Origin of the sequence: Candidatus Nanosynbacter sp. HMT-352 (genome assembly GCF_022819365.1) — a bacterium.
Lineage (GTDB): Bacteria > Patescibacteriota > Saccharimonadia > Saccharimonadales > Saccharimonadaceae > Nanosynbacter.
Genome location: NZ_CP089289.1, coordinates 269,245 through 287,611, shown reverse-complemented (window position 1 = coordinate 287,611; position 18,367 = coordinate 269,245). Strand labels below are relative to the sequence as shown.

The 18,367-nt window shown below is 45.9% G+C and carries 15 protein-coding genes; 4 read left to right on the top strand and 11 right to left on the bottom strand.

The features are described 5' to 3' along the window. Positions 1–34: 34 nt before the first annotated feature. Positions 35–2,695, top strand: coding sequence for a transglycosylase domain-containing protein (locus tag LRM49_RS01515; protein WP_243778102.1), 2,661 nt, complete (start codon positions 35–37; stop codon positions 2,693–2,695). 5 nt (positions 2,696–2,700) lie between these two features. Here LRM49_RS01515 and LRM49_RS01510 read toward each other — a convergent pair whose 3' ends face one another. The 7 genes from LRM49_RS01510 to LRM49_RS01480 form a co-directional block, all read right to left on the bottom strand. Further along, entirely contained in the window at positions 2,701–3,507 is an 807-nt protein-coding gene (locus LRM49_RS01510) for a PIN/TRAM domain-containing protein (protein ID WP_243778101.1), read from the bottom strand. Positions 3,508–3,518: 11 nt separating this feature from the next. Continuing rightward, positions 3,519–4,868 (bottom strand): DNA repair protein RadA, encoded by a 1,350-nt coding sequence (gene radA / locus LRM49_RS01505; RefSeq protein ID WP_243778100.1) that lies wholly within the window; start codon positions 4,866–4,868, stop codon positions 3,519–3,521. Continuing rightward, entirely contained in the window at positions 4,868–5,848 is a 981-nt protein-coding gene (locus LRM49_RS01500; protein WP_243778099.1) for a hypothetical protein, read from the bottom strand. Before LRM49_RS01500 ends, radA begins: the two co-directional genes overlap by 1 nt. Continuing rightward, positions 5,832–8,288, bottom strand: a complete 2,457-nt coding sequence (locus LRM49_RS01495; protein WP_243778098.1) for an ATP-dependent Clp protease ATP-binding subunit — start codon at positions 8,286–8,288, stop codon at positions 5,832–5,834. Before LRM49_RS01495 ends, LRM49_RS01500 begins: the two co-directional genes overlap by 17 nt. A gap of 40 nt (positions 8,289–8,328) precedes the next feature. Then, complete coding sequence (gene nusA, locus LRM49_RS01490) at positions 8,329–9,450, bottom strand: transcription termination factor NusA (protein ID WP_243778097.1); 1,122 nt, start codon at positions 9,448–9,450, stop codon at positions 8,329–8,331. A gap of 116 nt (positions 9,451–9,566) precedes the next feature. Further along, on the bottom strand, positions 9,567–10,025 hold the full coding sequence (locus LRM49_RS01485; protein WP_243778096.1) for a GNAT family N-acetyltransferase: 459 nt from the start codon (positions 10,023–10,025) through the stop codon (positions 9,567–9,569). Positions 10,026–10,061: 36 nt separating this feature from the next. Next, a complete protein-coding gene (locus LRM49_RS01480; protein WP_243778095.1) occupies positions 10,062–10,751 on the bottom strand; it encodes an HNH endonuclease family protein in 690 nt (229 codons plus the stop codon). Between the two features lie 20 nt (positions 10,752–10,771). Here LRM49_RS01480 and LRM49_RS01475 point away from each other — a divergent pair, with 20 nt between their 5' ends. Then, on the top strand, positions 10,772–13,273 hold the full coding sequence (locus tag LRM49_RS01475) for a M1 family metallopeptidase (RefSeq protein ID WP_243778094.1): 2,502 nt from the start codon (positions 10,772–10,774) through the stop codon (positions 13,271–13,273). 17 nt (positions 13,274–13,290) lie between these two features. Here LRM49_RS01475 and LRM49_RS01470 read toward each other — a convergent pair whose 3' ends face one another. Next, positions 13,291–13,986 (bottom strand): hypothetical protein, encoded by a 696-nt coding sequence (locus tag LRM49_RS01470; RefSeq protein WP_243778093.1) that lies wholly within the window; start codon positions 13,984–13,986, stop codon positions 13,291–13,293. 484 nt (positions 13,987–14,470) lie between these two features. Here LRM49_RS01470 and LRM49_RS01465 point away from each other — a divergent pair, with 484 nt between their 5' ends. Then, positions 14,471–14,884, top strand: coding sequence for a hypothetical protein (locus tag LRM49_RS01465; RefSeq protein WP_243778092.1), 414 nt, complete (start codon positions 14,471–14,473; stop codon positions 14,882–14,884). Between the two features lie 125 nt (positions 14,885–15,009). Here the strand turns inward: LRM49_RS01465 and rnhB are convergent, their stop codons facing one another. The 3 genes from rnhB to rplS all read right to left on the bottom strand — a co-directional run bounded on the left by rnhB (position 15,010) and on the right by rplS (position 17,070). Next, the gene (gene rnhB / locus LRM49_RS01460; RefSeq protein WP_243778091.1) at positions 15,010–15,999 is read right to left on the bottom strand and encodes a ribonuclease HII; all 990 of its coding nucleotides are present in this window, start codon (positions 15,997–15,999) and stop codon (positions 15,010–15,012) included. Continuing rightward, positions 15,983–16,480 carry a hypothetical protein gene (locus tag LRM49_RS01455; protein WP_243778090.1) on the bottom strand — a complete coding sequence of 166 codons (498 nt, stop codon included), beginning with the start codon at positions 16,478–16,480 and terminating at the stop codon, positions 15,983–15,985. Before LRM49_RS01455 ends, rnhB begins: the two co-directional genes overlap by 17 nt. A 68-nt stretch (positions 16,481–16,548) precedes the next feature. Then, positions 16,549–17,070 carry a 50S ribosomal protein L19 gene (rplS, locus tag LRM49_RS03905; RefSeq protein WP_445082939.1) on the bottom strand — a complete coding sequence of 174 codons (522 nt, stop codon included), beginning with the start codon at positions 17,068–17,070 and terminating at the stop codon, positions 16,549–16,551. 163 nt (positions 17,071–17,233) lie between these two features. On the opposite strand from rplS, the gene LRM49_RS01445 reads away from it, so the two are divergent. After that, positions 17,234–18,367, top strand: a complete 1,134-nt coding sequence (locus tag LRM49_RS01445) for an NAD(P)-dependent malic enzyme (protein ID WP_243778089.1) — start codon at positions 17,234–17,236, stop codon at positions 18,365–18,367.

The window sequence follows — 18,367 nt, the reverse complement described above, 5'->3', positions numbered from 1 at the left end:
TTGAAGCGAAACATATGCGTGATATAATAGAATTGTGAAGAAAAAGACTACGATAAGCACCGCCGGACACGGCTCAAGCGATAAGAAATCTCCGTCGAAACGGATGAACTTATATGCCAATTTGGCGCAGAAACATAAGACTAAAAAAGATAAGGACGCGCGCGAACGAGCGGAATATTTGGCAACTTTGCCGAAACATCCCGTAAAGCGATTCTTTTATCGATTGCATCCGAAGCGATTGGCGAAATATTGGTTCTCCAAGCGCGGCGGACTGATGGCTCTGAAAATTCTTGGCGTCAGTATCTTGTTGATGTTGCTACTTATCGGCGGAATGTTCGCTTACTTCCGTAAAGACCTCGATAAAATTCGCCCTGGCGAGCTTGCTAAGCGCGTTCAAACGACCGTCACTAAATATTACGACCGCAATGACAATTTGCTTTGGGAAGATAAAGGCACGGGCAATTATCAATTGGTTGTCGAGTCCGACCAGATTAGCGACTATTTGAAAAAAGCCACTGTCGCAATTGAGGACCGAAACTTCTATAATCACCACGGCATCAGTATTAGCGGTATGTTGCGCGCAATGCTCTCGACTGCTTCACGACGCCAAGTCCAGGGTGGATCGACTCTGACGCAGCAGCTAGTCAAGCAAGTCTTCTTCGCAGATGAGGCTGGCGACCGATCAATTAGCGGTATTCCTCGAAAGATCAAGGAAATCATTCTCGCAATCGAAGTTGAGCGCATGTATAGTAAAGACCAAATCCTGTCATTATATCTGAATGAGTCTCCATACGGCGGTCGTCGTAACGGCGCAGAGTCTGCAGCTCAGACATACTTTGGTAAGCACGCTAAAGATCTGACGCTGGCGGAAGCGGCGCTAATTGCTGGTATTCCACAGAATCCAACTTACTATAATCCATACAACACCGCTGGAAATAAGGCTTTGATTGCCCGACAACATACAGTTCTGGACTATATGGCTGAGCAAGGCGTCATTACCAAAGATGAGGCTGAAAAAGCTAAAAAGATTGATATTTTAAGCACGCTTAAGCCACAGACCGAGCATTTGGAGAATATTAAGGCTCCTCACTTCCTGTTGATGGTTCGCAATCAGTTGAGCAAAGAACTCGGCGAATCAGTCGTTGGACGCGGTGGATTGACGATTAAAACCACCCTCGACTGGCGAATTCAGGAGAAACTTGAAAATGAGATGAAATCATTCTTTGCAACGGGTCGACCAGATTCTGTGCGAATTAGTAACGGCGCCGCAACAGTCGAAGACGTTCAGACTGGACAAATCGTAGCGCTTGTTGGTAGCCGTGACTTTAACTACACCGGCTTTGGTCAGGACAACGCCGCAGTTTCCTATATCCAGCCAGGTTCCACAATTAAGTCGCTTGTCTTTGCTCAATTGTTCGACAAACACGACAGCAAGCAAGCATACGGTAGCGGCACCGTCTTAGCCGATGAAAATATCGATAAACTGTACGGCGCAACCCTAAGAAACTGGGACAATAAGTTTATGGGCGCCATCAATATCCGAAGAGCGCTGGCTCTATCTCGAAACGTCCCAGCTATTAAAGCCGCTTACATCGTTGGTGACGGATCCGCTAAGCCTGTCGTCGAGGGAATCCGCAGGATGGGCGATCCTAATTATTGCCGTCAGGAAGAAAATGCCGGTGGTTACGGACTCGGTGCAGCAATCGGCGCATGTGGAACCAAGCAGACAGAATTGGTGAATGCCTACTCAACACTGGCGCGAATGGGAGTCCAAAAAGACATTTCAAGTGTTATCGAGGTAAAGAACAGCCAAGGTGAAACTCTGAAAAAATGGAAAGATGAAGGCAAGCAAGTTGTCGACTCGCAATCAGCGTACATTGTGAACGACATCTTGTCCGACCGAACTCCTGGACTTCACGGCTGGATGGGCGTCAATGGCGTTCGAACCTCTGCAAAGACTGGTACATCCGACAAAGGCTCGCAGCCAAAAGACCTCTGGATTGTTAATTACAGCCCAGCTCTGGTTATGGGAATGTGGCTCGGAAACTCCGACACCAGTGTAATTGGTACATCAGCCTCCAACTACGGCATGCCGGTAATTAGAAGTGTTATGGAGTTCGCCCACACCCAAGTTTACGCCAAAGAAGGCAAATGGAAGTCGGGTCAATGGTACGAGCGACCAAGCGGAATCCAGACTGTCAACGGTGAACTCTACCCGTCATGGTGGAATAAGAGACAAAGTCAATCTACAGAGAAAATCACCTTCGATAAAGTCTCTAAGAAAAAGGCAACAAACTGTACTCCGGACGGCGCAAAGGAAGAAATTGAAGTGACAAAGATTATTGATCCTTTGACTAAGAAAGAATCAATTACCGTTCCTTCAGGATACGACGCGAACGCAGAAGATGACGTTCACAAGTGTGACGACACTAAGCCGCAAATTGGAGCAATATCATACACCAACAGCGGTAAGAAATATACGATAAGTGTTGATATTACAGCAGGAACTTGGGGCTTATCAGCAATCGAAATTACCGTGGACGGAAAGAGTATTAAGAGTTCAGAAATTACTTCAAGCGGCAAGCAGACCGCCACGGTAGAACTTGATACGACAGGAGCACATACAGTTTCTGTAACCGTAAGAGACTCTGCATATTACACCGCCACTTCAACTGGCAGTATTCAAGTTAACTAAATAAACTATTGTTTATTTACCAAATTAATCAGCTCAGCCTCGTGTTGAGCTGATGTTTTTGAGCGACCATTTGTGCGCTTTTTAGGAACACTAGTCTTCTGCTTTACAGGTTTTTTCTGTTCAATCACAAGCTTCGCAAACATCATTTTTCCAGCGTCGGTCTGCAAGCTTCGGATAATCTCAATTTTCTTCGTTTGCCCAATGTAGCGCTTGGCGTTCTCAACAACCACCATCGTTCCATCTTTCAAATAGCCAACCGCTTGATGAGAATCTTGCCCCTTCTGCGACAGTTCCAAATCCAGCTCGTCGCCAGGCAAATAACTCATCCTCAAACTTTTCGCCAGCTCATTGATATTCAAAACCTTAACACCGTCAACTTGTGCCACCTTATTCAAATTGTAATCAAGCGTCAACACTGCCGCATCCATTTCCTTCGCCAATTTCAATAAGCGAGAATCCACACCTTCCGGCACGCGAATATTATCATCATAAAGCTCGAATGAAGACTTCAAAATATCCTTGAGCTCCTTCACGACATCCATACCAAATCGCGCCCTTTCACGCTTATCGTGGTCTGCGCCGTCGGCTAATAATTGCAATTCCGTCAATACACTCCTAGGCACAATAATTTTGCCCAGCAAAAATCCAGTCTTCGCTAGCTCAGTCACTCGCCCATCCATAAGCACTGACGTGTCGACCAAAATCGGCGCCGCACCCACCGATGAATTTCGTCGCGGTTTTGCCAAGAAATAAACTTCGGCCGCCAAGCCAAGCAACATCGTAATTATTATCAATCCGTAAAAATCTTTCATTTTTTACCTTTCTATTGTAAATAGTCAATCAGCGCCTGTCGCATATCGCTGACGCCTTTTATAAATTTATCTTTATGAACTTTCGGTGCAATCGCATAAGTGAAGCCCATCTTTTTCGCCTCTTTAATTCGAGCTTGCCAATTCGTCGCCGAACGAACCTCGCCACCCAAACCAATCTCGCCAAACACCACGGCGCCTTCGTCCAGACTTCGCCCAGCACTAGCGCTAGCAATCGCCATCGCTACAGCTAAATCAGCAGCTGGATCATTCAACTTTAATCCGCCAACCACATTGACATAAATGTCTTTGTCCGCCAATTTCAACTTCGTTCGCTTCTCTAAAACTGCCACCAACAAATTCAATCGATTCAGATCAAAACCGCTCGCCGTGCGCTTAGGATAGCCAAAATTCGTCGGATTAACTAGCGCCTGAATTTCCACCAAGAGCGGACGTGCGCCTTCCATGGTCGCCAGCACAATTGACCCATCCAGATTCTGACGCTCCGCCAGAAGTTCCGCCGACGGATTCTTCACGATTCTTAGCCCCTGCTCATCCATCTCAAAAATTGCCGCTTCGTTAGTCGAACCATATCGATTCTTCTGCGCCCGAACAACTCGAAAACCACCATATCGATCGCCCTCAAAATTCAGCACAACGTCCACCAAATGCTCTAATATTTTCGGACCAGCAATCGAACCCTCTTTGGTTACGTGACCAACCAAAATCACCGCCGTGCCCGAAGCTTTGGCAGCACGAATAATTACATTTGACGAGTTGGTGATCTGACTAACCGACCCCGGAGCCGAAGAAATCTCACTGAGAGAAATTGTCTGAACCGAATCGACAATTGCCAGATCATATCCGCCTTGCTGAATTGACGCCGCAATATCTTCCGCGCTATTACCGGACGCCAGCTGCATTTTTTCCGAATCAGCCGCACCCAAACGCTCCGCACGAAGCTTCACTTGAGAAACCGATTCCTCACCACTTACATATAACACCGATTTTGTCTTGGCGATATGTGCCGCAACTTGCGCCAACAGCGTACTTTTCCCGATTCCCGGCTGACCCGCCACCAGCACCACGCCGCCAACCAGAAAACCGCCGCCCAAAACAGCGTCCAAATCGTCAATTCCAGTGCTTAATCTTTCTAGTCCAGACTCAGAAGCAGCTTCACGAATACTAGACGTTTTCAAGGCTTTGCCGCGCCCAGCCGATTTATCAACAACGGACGACCCGCCAGAAGAAACGACCTGCTCGACTAGCGAATTCCATTCCCCGCAATTTTCACACCTGCCAGCCCACTTTGAAAAGCTAGCCCCACACTGCTGACAAATAAATTGACTTCGAGCTTTCGCCATTATTTCGCCCCCTCCAAACTATCCAAACTTTTATTCAATTCATCAATCTGCACGCCTAGTTCTCTAAGCCGCAAAACATCAGAATTATAAGAATTGATATCAGAATTCAAATTGGCACGCCTTTCGTTCAACTCCGAGAGTTCCGCCTTCAAGGCTTGGCGTTGACTATAAAAATCACTCTGCGACAAAAATCCGCCACTAACGCCCGCTCGCCGATTAAAGTCCGCCACGCGACTATTATAATCCGCCAAATCAGTTGAATATTGCGATAATTCTCTGTTCAATTTTTCCTTTCGAACCTTCAACGACTCGCTCAGCTTCTGCGCTTCATTTTCTCTGGATTCAAATTTTTCTTGATATTGCGCGTGCAATTTCACGACTTCGGATCTATCAGTAAAATATCGTCGATAATATTCTTCCAACTCATCGCCCAAATCGGCAAATTCCGTCCCTAAAATTGAGTGTAGCTCGTTAGCTCTCGTTCCAGGTTGCGCACGATCGTAATACTCCATTCGCTCGGATAATTTCTTATTTTTCACATTATTATAAATCTGCTCCAAAAGCTCACTCAAATGAGATTTTTCCGACGTACTCAACCTTTCCCAAGCAGCGTGCAACATCTCATGCGCCGCCGTCACTTCTTTCACGCCATCAAGCTCAGAATTGGTCACGTTATAAATATAAATATCCCTAGACGACGGATTGTAACAACCCAAAATTGCGTTTCCCTTTTCCACGCGACGACAATCTTCGTTAAATTCGTTCGCCGATTTGATTTGCGGATTAGAAACATAGAACATTTTTCTGCCAGTGTCTGACATTTTCACGCGGTCAGCGATAGCGACAATTTCCGCACTCGGCTTATATTGCCACAGCGCAATTTCATCAATAATTTGCTGACGATTCATCATCACAAAAACCGCGGCAGAAAGTACAATTATCGGCGTGAGGACGCTGAATATTTTACGCACGATTGACATTAATCACCACCTTATCATTATCAATTTTAGCCTCCAGCGTGTCGCCAGGTTTTGCTTTATTGGACAATAAAACATCGCTCAGCGGATCCGCCAGCTCTGACTGAATTGTTCGTCTTAAAACTCGCACGCCGCGCTGCTCGTCAAATCCTCGATCAATCAACCAACGCTTCGCCGAAGAAGTAATATCAAGCTTCATTCCATGTTGACCAACAGCCTTGACCAAATCAGACGTGAGATTGTCAAAAATCTTTCGCACGACCGAACGAGACAGCGGCTTAAATGTAATCACGTTATCAAATCTTCCAATCAATTCTGGACGCAAAAACTCCTCAAGCTCACGCAGAGCGGCACGCGAATTTTTCTCGTGACGATTTTCGCTAGCCGACTTTTTCTGCCCAGACGCACCAAATCCCAGCTCCGAATCCTGAATCATTTGCTCGGCACCGACGTTGCTCGTCAAGATAATAATCGTCTGCCGAAAACTCACCGTTCGTCCGTGAGAATCGCTCAACTTGCCGTCCTCCAAAATCTGCAAAAGCAAATTCAGAACGTCAGGATGCGCCTTTTCAATTTCATCAAACAACACCACGCTATATGGTCGACGACGAACTTTATCCGTTAATTTCCCGCCGTCCTCATAGCCAACATAACCAGCCGGCGCACCAACCAGCTGACTAGCCGTGTGACGCTCGGAAAATTCGCTCATGTCAATTTTAATCAAGCTATCCTCGCCGCCAAAAACTTCCCGCGCCAGAACTCGTGCCAATTCCGTCTTACCAACTCCAGTCGGACCCAGAAAGATAAACGACCCAAGCGGCCCGTTCTGACGATTTAGCCCAGCTTTATTGCGACGAATCGCGCGCGCCAGCTGCTCAATCGCTTCATTCTGACCAAGAACGCTCTGACTCAGCCGTTTTTCCAGGCGAATCAAATCCTTCATCTGATTTAACGATAATCTGTCAATCGGAATATTCGTCATTGCCGAAACCGCTCGACGCAAATATTCATCGGTCAATACCGGTTCATCACTGGCTTCATCTTTCAGTGCTCCGGCTTGCAATTCCAATTGCCTCATTTGCATCTTAAATTCTGCGGCTTTTTCGTAATTTTCGGCCTCGACCGCGGCGTCAATTTTCCCAGCCAATCGCTTAATTTGGCGAGCCAACTTGTCCTTGCGCGACAATTTTATTGGCGAACTAGACTTTAATAAACTCGCCGCCTCGTCAATCACGTCGATCGCTTTATCTGGCAAAAATCGCTCCGTCACGTAACGCTGACTCAAATCCACCGCCTCAGTCAGCATTTCGTCAGGAATTTGAACTTGATGATGCTTAGCTAATTTTCCTCTCAATCCTCGCATCATCTCCACCGCCTCTTCTGGCGATGGTTCATTGACCGTCACAGATTGGAAGCGCCGTGACAACGCAGCATCTTTTTCGATATGTTTTCGATATTCATCAAACGTCGTCGCACCAATTAGTCGCACCTCGCCTCGCGACAATGCCGGCTTCAATACATTCGCCGCATCCATCGAGCCTTCGGCCGAACCAGCGCCGACCAACAGATGCAACTCGTCAATAAACAAAATAACTTCTTGATGTTTTTTAGCGACCGCCAGAACTTTTTGCAATCGCTCCTCGAATTGCCCGCGATATTTCGTCCCCGCAATCATCGCCGTCAAATCCAGTTGAAAAAGTCGCTTGCCCTTCAAAAATTCAGGGACTTTATTATCAGCAATCCTTTGCGCCAAGCCCTCAACTACCGCAGTTTTACCGACGCCAGGTTCGCCAATCAGCGCTGGATTGTTCTTACTCCGCCGACCCAAAATCGTGATCATTCGCTGAATTTCCGACGCTCGACCAATCACCGGATCCAAAAATCCTTCGCTGGCACGCCGCGTCAAATCGACACCGAATTTCTCCAGAACTCGCAAATCGCCAGAATTTTTACTCGCTACACCGCGTTCACTCTGCAGAGATTCAAACTGCTGTTTATCAAACACATCTTCCAAACTTCCACGCAGATTGTCAATATCAACGTTCATATCCCGCAGCAATTTAGTCGCTCGCGCCTCGTGCTGCTGCAACATTCCATAAACGATGTGTTCCGTGCCAATTTTTTCCTGCCCAAATTCAACCGCTAATTGCCAAGCAATCCTTATCAATTCAACAACTTCAGCGCTCAGACCCTTACTTACAATTGTAATCACCAGCGGCTTTGCGGTCAGGTTCAACGCCATTTCCGCACGATCCAAAGTTACGCCGTTTTCAGCCAAAATCTTCGCGCCTAGCGACGAATTTTGTGCCAACACACCAAGCAAAATATGCTCCGTGCCAACATATTCACTCCCCTCATTATGCGCCAGAAAACCAGCTCGCCCCAAACTGGCCCGAGCCGTTTCCGTCAGCCGAGGTTCTAATTCAGAAAAATCTTCTGACATATCGCCCTCCTTTCGTTTTCGGCGATTCGCAGAAGGCAGCTTATTCCGCCACCTCCTCAACTACGCTCATCAAGCTATCCTCAATATTCTTTCGAGGTTTTGACTCTGTCTTAACAGGAGCTTTTGCTTCGATGTCTAATTCATAGCCAGTCAATCGACTTGCCAAGCGAACATTCTGTCCAGCACGACCAATTGCTATCGACTGCTGATCTTCGCTAACATAAACCGTCGCACGCTTCTCGTCTTCATTGACAGTCACACTCAAAACCTCTGCCGGGCTCATCGCATTAGCAATAAATCCAGCCGCGTCTTCCTCGTATGGAATAATGTCAATTTTTTCCTGCTCGCCAATTTCATTCATCACAGCCTGAACGCGGGCGCCGTGACCACCAACAAACGTACCAACTGGATCAACACCAGGTAGCGCTGAAGAAACCGCCAATTTAGTTCGGCGACCAGCTTCGCGAGCGATTGCCTTAATCTCAACTGCACCAGTTTCCATCTCTGGAACTTCTTGATTGAACAAGAATCGCACAAACTCTTCATTGCCGCGACTAAGAATCAATTGCGGACCGCGACCTTCGCGCTCAATATCCTTAATATAAACCTTAATTCGACGGCCAACGCCATAATATTCACCAGGAATTTGCTCGCTCTGAGGCATAATTCCAATAGCCTTGCCCAGCTCAATTCGCACAACGCGCGGCTCAACTCGCTGAACTGTACCGATAACAACCGTACCGATTTTATCCTCAAATTCCGCCAAAACAACTTCACGCTCAGCTTCACGCAAACGCTGCAAGATAACTTGCTTAGCAGTCTGAGCGGCAACTCGACCAAAAGTCGTCACGTTATGAGTTTCCATCACAACTTCACCGCCAAGTTCAGCCGCAGGATCTATCTCCTTAGCTTCCTCTAGATCGATTTGATTGGCATCATTCTCAACTTCTTCAACAACAGTTTTAACAACCGACACGACAGCCGTACCGTTGTTGATATTCAAGCTTGCGCGAACCAATTGGTCACGCGTACCGTTATCACGACGCCAAGCCGCCGCAATCGCCTGCTCAATCACGCTCAAAACTGTTTCTTCTGGCAAGTTTTTTTCCTCAGCAATCGTACGCACTGCCAACGTCAACTGCTTGATATTCAAATCTTCCATTACATTCTCCTTCTTATTAATTATATCTTTTTCCGTCTCAAACTTCCATAAACGAAAAACTCCGACCTGCCGGCCGGATTAGTACTCTTTTATTGTAGCGGAAAGATTTTATTCTGTCAATCCAATTCTTTTCGCCAAAGAGATAAACATTTATTATCAGCCGGCGATATTTGGTCAAATCCAATTCTTTGGTAAAATTCTTCAGCGGATTTCAAGGAATACAATTTGACAGCACGCGCATCTGGATATTCACTAGCTAAAGCTTCAATAGCCGCCCGCCCAATTCCTCGCTTGCGTGCAATTTCCCTAACAAAAAGATCTTCTATAGTAATCTCGCCGTCGCCATTAGAGCATACAGTCATAAGCCCAGATGACAATTCTTCACCAGAAGTATCGATAGCAAAAACATCGCTACCGTAGTAATTATTCATACCTTCTATGTATTCTATTAAATCCTTTTTCGCGCCATCCGTGAACTCGCAGCCCAAAACAGACTCCGAGTGAGCTACAGCCGCCCGTTCCAAAGCCTCATCATCATTCACCGACAATTTGGTAAGATATATCTCAGGATTCATTCTAACATTTTATCATAAAAATGTATTTTGTCAATATTACACTTCTACACACTTTTCCAGAATTCCCGACATCGCGCTTTTTTCAGCTTCCGTCACCCACAAGCGATATTTTCGTTTCACAGCCACTTGTCGCGCGATATATTGGCACCTAAAAGATTTATTGCTCGGTAGCCAAGTTGCCGCATCGCCGTCACCTTTGGCCTGGTTTGCTGGACCATCAACCGCCAACAGATTTAACGGATCGTTCGCCAATTTCTCTCGCTCTTCTGGAGATATTTGTTGTGCACCCTTTTGCCAAGCATCGCTCAAAGCCACAACATGATCAATCTGAACCTTAGAGCTAGTTTTTTCGCCGCGCTGAAATTGGATTACTTGACCGGTGTACGGATCATTCAGTAAACCCGACAAAACTCGACATTTTTCGTCAATTTTCTCATCCGTCAAATCTCGCGCCAGAATCACTTCCCGCACAGAGCAGCCGTTAATTTTACCCCAGCCATTGCCGAATTGCTTTCTGGAATAACCAGTCTTTGGCGCACGTCCTTTAACTTCTATCTTTTCCAATTCTGCTTTGGCGTTCGAATTACCAAATAATTCTCGTTGCGTTGAAGTTTGAATTGTCTGAGGTTCGGGTTGTGAAATTCGCGAAGCCCAAACCGCCACGCCGACTATCAAAATTACCAGCGCAATCACCACTTGCCGACGTCGTATTTTATTCACCCTCATGACTGTATTATAATTAAACTATGACTAAAGTTCCACGCTTACTTGACACATTCACACCAAATCATTACAACCTAACTCTCGATCTAACGCGCGCCGAGGAAAAAGAATTTTCTGGCACAGTTATCATTTTTGGCGAGTCCACCAGCGAATCAATTTCGCTACATTCCAAGGGTTTAACAATTCAATCAGCCACAATCGACAATCAGCCCGCCGGTGTCTCATTCGGCGAGTTTGACGAATTGAGATTATTCCAGCCGAACCTTAAAAACGGAAACCACACGATTTGCATCAATTTTTCTGGAAATATTACCGACGCAATGCACGGATTATATCCTTGCTACTTCACTCACGACGGCGTTAAAAAACAACTTTTCGCAACTCAATTTGAATCACATCACGCCCGCGAAGTTTTCCCTTGCGTTGATGAACCAGCCGCCAAAACTGAATACGATTTGACGCTGATCACCCGAACAGGAATAACAGTTCTGGGAAATATGCCCGTAAAAAGCGAAGAAGAAAATGGCGATTCACTCACAACAACTTTCGAGAAAACACCACGAATGAGCAGCTATCTTCTGGCTTTTGTCATCGGTGAATTACACAAAAAATCCGCCCGCACCAAATCTGGCGTCGAGGTTAACGTCTGGGCAACGCCAGCTCAGAATGAAAATACATTAGATTTCGCACTAGACATCGCCACTCGTTCAATTGATTTTTATGATGAATATTTCGGCGTCAAATATCCATTGCCAAAATCCGACCACGTCGCTCTTCCCGACTTTTCCTCTGGCGCTATGGAAAACTGGGGATTGATTACTTACCGCGAAAGTTGCTTACTGACGGACCCTGAGTTGACGCCGGAATCATCCAGACGCTTCATTGCCACGGTTATCGCGCACGAACTTAGTCATCAATGGTTTGGCAATTTGGTTACCATGAACTGGTGGAATGATTTATGGCTCAACGAAAGCTTTGCCAATATGATGGAATACGTGGCGATTGATGCATTACACCCCGAATGGCGTATGTGGGAAGATTTTGCCACGAATGAAGTAACGGCCGCACTAAGGCGTGACAGCTTGGACGGCGTTCAATCAGTTCAAGCCGACGTTAATCACCCAGACGAAATCAGCACTTTGTTCGACCCAGCAATTGTTTATGCCAAGGGCGGACGGCTGCTAGTTATGGTCAGAAAGCTTATCGGCGAAGAGGCATTTCGCGCTGGACTTAAATCATATTTTGAAAAATTCGCGTATAAAAACACTGTCGGAAATGACCTATGGCAAGAATTAGAGTCGGCGAGCGGTCAGCCAATTGTCAATCTAATGAATGCTTGGATTTCCCAACCTGGCCTTCCTGTCGTATCAGTTTCAAACAGTCACGACGCGGCGATTTTAAGTCAGGAACGATTCTTCATCGGCGAACACCAACCATCTGACGCATTATGGCCGATTCCATTATTCGCAAATCAACCGCTTGACGTAAAAATCTTGAATCAAAAAGAAACCACCGCTTCCATTGAAAAGCCATTACAATTAAACTGCGGCTTAAGCGCCCACTTCATCACCAAATATGACGAATCCACTCGCGAATATTTATTGAAGAACATTACAGAGTTGCCAACTTTGGATAAGATTTGTATCTTACAGGACGCGACAATACTCGCCCGCGCTGGATTTGAAAATTCGGCGTCACTACTTCCATTGGCGTTATCCTTAAAAACCGAAACCAACGAAAAAGTATTCGGTATGGCGGCTGGTTCTTTGACAGAACTGCGAAAATTCGTCGATGATAATGACGCCGCCAGAGATTCATTAAAGCGAATTTCTGGAGAATTTGCGCGCGCCACATTCGAAGAGCTTGGCTGGGATGAAAAAGACGGAGAATCGGACGACGACCGCGAGCGGCGCACCACGGCTTTGAGTTTGATGATGTATAGCGAAGATAAAGAAGTTTTGAACGAGGCAAAAACGCGTTTTGACAATAATAAATTGGAAGACTTACCGACAGAAATTCGAGCTTTAATTATCAGCGCAAACGTAAGACATTTCGAGACGCCAGAGATGATTGAAAATCTCTTTGCCGCATATAAAAACACGCCGTCAAATGACCTGCAGAATGATATTGCAATTGGACTAACTTCCACCAAAAATCCTGAAACAGCAGAAAAAATTCTTGCCAACATTAAAAATTCCAACATCATCCGCCCGCAAGACGCCAGCCGTTGGTTTGTGTATTTGATTCGCACCAGAGAAAGCCGCCAAATTGCGTGGAATTGGCTGAAAGAAAACTGGGCGTGGGTCGAAGATACGTTTGGTGAGGATAAAAGTTACGACGATTTCATTCGCTATGCCGCCACAGCGCTACTAACGCCTAATGAACTTGACGATTTCCGACAATTCTTTGAACCGATGGAAAATATTCCAGCCCTCGCCAGAACGATAAAATTAGGAATTACCGAGATATCCGCGCGCGCTGAGCTGATTAAACGAGACAAAGAGGCGGTTATTCTCTCTTTGTAGACAATGACCGATTCAAACTAATGCCAAGTGCTTTGTTCGTTTTGCTTTTTTTCCATATACTCCGCAATATCAATTAACCTTTTAGCACGATCCCTTAAAGAGCGCGCATTAGTAGGGCACTCTGTCTTGATAATTTCATCAATAGAACTCTGGTCTAGACTAGAGCTAGGGATGCTCATTATACCATTATCATAATAGCCGAACGGAGCGACTTCTACTGTGCGTGGCGGAAAAAATCTCCTATAATCACCAAACTCAGTAAGCCTCTCGGCACCCCTAGACTTGTCAAGTTCTTTAATTTGAGCAGTTTTATCAACTTTAATTCTTACCGTAAAATCAGCATCTTTAGGACCACCTATAGGTCGACGACGAATATCATCGCCAGGATAAACACGATTAAAGGAACATAGCGGGACTGAACTCTCTGGAATTTCCTTCTTTATCGGCCCATCACAGTCTTCTATAATCTTCTTTGCCACATCAGCAACAGACCCTTCTTCTAGCTTTGTTCCATCAGAGATAATGCCGAGTTTTTCTGACTCTTTTTTAGCCCAGGGTTTATAAGGATGATTTTCGTCATCGACAATTACAACCATATCAGCAACTACCCGAGCAGCTAACATTGCGCGACATCTGTCAAACAAAGGACACCTCTCACAATTAGGGCCGACCAGCGACACTAACTTATCTGAATGATTCGATTCACTATTCATAATATCAAAACTCCTTTTTATAACTATGTTTACTATAGTACACCTAAATTGATTATTTGTCAAGTTTAATATTACAAAATAAGACTTGCCGTCATAAAATTAGTGATACAGAAAGTATAGGTTGACAGCAAACAGCCTATTCCAACACCACGCACTCTTCAACTACGGGCGGATTTCCATCAACAGAAATTGCCAGCATTTGCATATCACAGCTTTCATACTGCGCATTTTTGACAAAATCTATTGACATTTTATTTTATTTGTGATATAAATAGATACAGCTTTTGTTGACGAGCAAATCCTCGTCCGAAAGCGCACTTTGACAAGCAGTTGAGAATAAAGCAAGGTGAGATTTTATGGCGTTATTTTAGCGGAAGCAAAATAGTGTCGTGAAACCTCGCCTTGCTCACACGCCATCCGGGCGCCAGGGCAGTGTTTTTTGTAAAACACGGACATTCCGTCCGGGTGAGGAGAGAGGTCCGTCATGCGTCGTTCATCCATGCGTCGTAACAAGAGCAGCACCATGGGACTCATCGTCCTGTTCATTCTGGCTATCGTTGTCGTCTTCGGTTTCGACGGCTGCGCCACTTCGGTGGCGCAGCTAAACACTCACACGGAAATCGCTACCGTGTGTAGCAAAGAGTCCGTCCAGACGGGGAGCGGCGACAACCGCTCTCATGAGTATCGGGTTTACACATCGGGATCCACTTACGTAGTAGAAGACTACTACGGTTTTGGCGGAATCCGCCTCAATAGCGCGGACGTCTACGGCCGCATTGAGACAGGTAGGACTTACACAATCAAGTCTTACGGTTATCGCATTCCGTTGATCTCAGCTTTCTGGAACATCGAAAGCGTTACGCCCACAGATCAGGAGCCCATCGGCACCTGCGGCTAATGCCACCGAACTGACAGCCGCCGAATTTGGCGGTCTCTCTCCGTCGTACATATTCTCCTGCTTGTCAGTTCGCTCCATAGATGCGTATCTATGCTGATGAGTCGGAAACGACGAAAGCGAACAATTTATTCCAACACCACACACTCTTTAACTACGGGCGGATTTCCATCAACAGAAATTGCCAGCATTTGCATATCACAGCTTTCATACTGCGCATTTTTGGCAATGAATATTTCAGCAGCAAAACGCATTTGTTGCTGTTTTTTATTTGTAATTGCCGCCAAGCCATCGCCGAAATTGTCATTTTTCCGATATTTGACCTCTGTAAAATATAAAACATTATCTTTTTTACTAACAATATCAATTTCACAATATCGCGTTCGCCAATTCCGCTCTATAATCTCATGACCATCAGCCATCAACCAATCCGCTGCCGCTTGCTCACCTTTATCACCAATTTGACGCGTTGTGTCTTTTTGCTGGTTTTTAGATTTTCTATCGTCAGACGCATTTTGCGAATTCGCCCCAGTATTAGCATATTTAGCCAACGGCGCAAAACTCAGCCGATGTAGCGGAGTCACACCCAGATTATCAATAGCCGCTCGGTGCTTCGCTACGCCATAACCAACATGCGAAGAAAAATCATATCCCGGATAAACATTATCCTGCTCTGCCATAAATTTATCGCGAGCCACTTTGGCAATAATCGACGCCGCCGAAACGCTCGGAATCAGACCGTCGGCTTTCGCTATAATTGTTACGTACTTTTCTAGCGGTGTACCCGCCAAAAAATTGACCGTCCCATCGATAATAATCTCATCAAACTTCGAGCCGCTTTTCTGACATTTCGCTTGAATTTCTTTGACTGCGCGCCGCGTAGCCAGTTTAAGCACATCACTCATCCCTATTTCATCCAGTTCCTCAGCAGAAACCCAACCCAACGCCCAAGCCGACGCTTGCTCGCGAATTTCCTCATCGAGCAATTCACGCCGTTTTTTGGTCAATTTTTTACTATCATCAAGCCCTTCAATTTCAGCGCCACCCAAAACCACCGCGCCAATCACCAACGGTCCAGCCCACGCGCCGCGCCCGACTTCATCAATCCCCAGAATCACCCGACAATCTTCCCTTTTTCATCATAAAATCCGCAATAATCCAGCTAATCCAAACTGTTGCCGCGCCTAATGTATTCGCCAAAATATCCCAATTCGTGTCGTCCAATTTTATGCTCGCCAAACCTGCCTTGACCATAAATAATTCCGCCAATTCGTTAATGCAGCCCAACGTCGAAACTAAAGCAAATACTGAAAACGCCGTCACCAGCCAATGCGCCCGCCATTTCATCGACGAAACCAAATACGCCCAAAATAGCCCCGTGAATAGCCCACCGCCCACAAAGTGCGTCGTAAAACTAGTGTCCTGCCCGTCAATTAACGGCGACGGCAAATACCAAGATATGAAAAACAACAAGCACGCTACGTAAAGTAGCCAGCGATATTTTTGCTCATTATCAAAGCCGTTTCTTCTCAAAACGTAAGGTGTCGCCACGGCTAAAGTCGTCGGAACAAGGACGGATATATAATGAAATATTGCCATATTGAGATTATAACATGAGAAAACCGCCTCAGATTAAGAGACGGTTTTAACAATAGACCAATTGACAATTACGCGTCTTTATGGCGAGCTGCAACTTCAGCAGCCTTAGCGTCAAGTTCAGCCTGAGCGGCATCTTTTTCAGCTTGTTTTGCAGCAGCAGCCTGAGCAGCCTCTTCCTTCAAGCGTTCAGCTTCCGCTTCTGCCTTAGCGTCATGAATGTCATTAACAGCAGCGCGATCGAAATTCTTAGCCGTCAAGCGAGCTGATTTACCGCTACGCTGGCGAAGGAAGCTTAAGAACTTGCGGCGAACCTTAGCACGACGAACAATTTCAATCTTCTCAATTAGCGGACTGTGTATCAAGAATGACTTTTCAACGCCAACGCCTGAAGCAATCTTTCGAACCGTAATGCGTGATGTGTGCGATTTTTTATTGTCGGTACGGATAACAACACCCTCGAACATCTGAATACGCTCTTTGTTGCCTTCCTTAATTTTCTGGTAAACGCGAACTGTGTCACCACTGCGAGCATCGACAACTGCTTGCTTTTTTTGTGCTTGGTTGATTTTGTCAATCAATTGAAAACTCATAATTTTTCCTATCTTCCGAACTCGCTCCGACTGGCCACGCAGTTGTACCTCTGCGGCTCCACGTCAAACAAGGCTCGAATATTTAACTCTCGTACAATTACATAAGATAATAACACAAATCTAAAGAAATATCAATTAGATAAAATTGGAGTATAATATAGTTATGGATTACAATAAATTAGCACTCGAACTACACGAAAAATACAAAGGTAAAATTACGACTAGCCTCAGAGATAAAGAGGAGCTTAATCGCGACAAACTTAGCGCCTATTACAGCCCTGGCGTCGGCGCAGTCAGCCAAGCAATTGCCGAAAATCCAGCCGATTTGCCAAAGTACACTTGGACAAATAATCTAGTTGCCGTAATCTCAGACGGCTCAGCAATTTTGGGTCTGGGCAATTTGGGACCAAAAGCCGCCATGCCAGTCATGGAAGGAAAAGCTTTGCTATTTAAGCATTTTGCCGATGTCGACGCCGTGCCAATTGTGTTAGACGTTCACGAGCCAGAAGAAATTATTGCCACAGTTAAAGCCATCGCGCCAAGCTTCGGCGCCATCAACCTCGAAGACATTGCCGCACCAAAATGCTTTGAAATTGAAGAGCGATTGAAGGCAGAATTAGATATTCCAGTCTTCCACGACGATCAACATGGCACGGCTGTCGTTGTATTAGCGGGCTTAATTAACGCCGCTAAATTGACAGGACGAAACCTGGCGGATTGCAAATTCGTAGTTGTCGGCGCAGGCGCAGCCGGTACGGCAATCATCAAATTGTTAAATCTTTACGGAGCAAAAAACATCGTAGCGGTGGATAGCCGAGGAATTGTCGGAAAATCACGCACAGATTTGAACGCTGAAAAAACCGCGCTATTAGAATATGTTGACACATCGCAATCTGGCTCAATTGAAGACGCCATCACCGACGCAGACGTATTCATCGGCGTATCGCGCGCAGGACTTCTCACTCCAGAATTAGTTAAGAAAATGGCGAAAGATCCAATCGTATTTGCGCTAGCAAATCCGGTTCCAGAAATTATGCCAGATGTCGCCAAGCAAGCCGGCGTCGCAATCATCGGCACGGGTCGTAGCGACTTTCCAAACCAAGTCAACAACTCCCTGGCCTTCCCTGGAATTTTCCGCGGTGCATTAGACCACGGAGTTAAGAAAATCACCGATCAGCACAAATTGGCGGCTGCTGAAGCGCTAGCTAACCTGGTCGAAAATCCAACCGTCGATAAAGTCGTTCCAACCGCATTTGATGAAGGCGTTGTTGAAGCTGTCGCGAATGTCATTAGATAA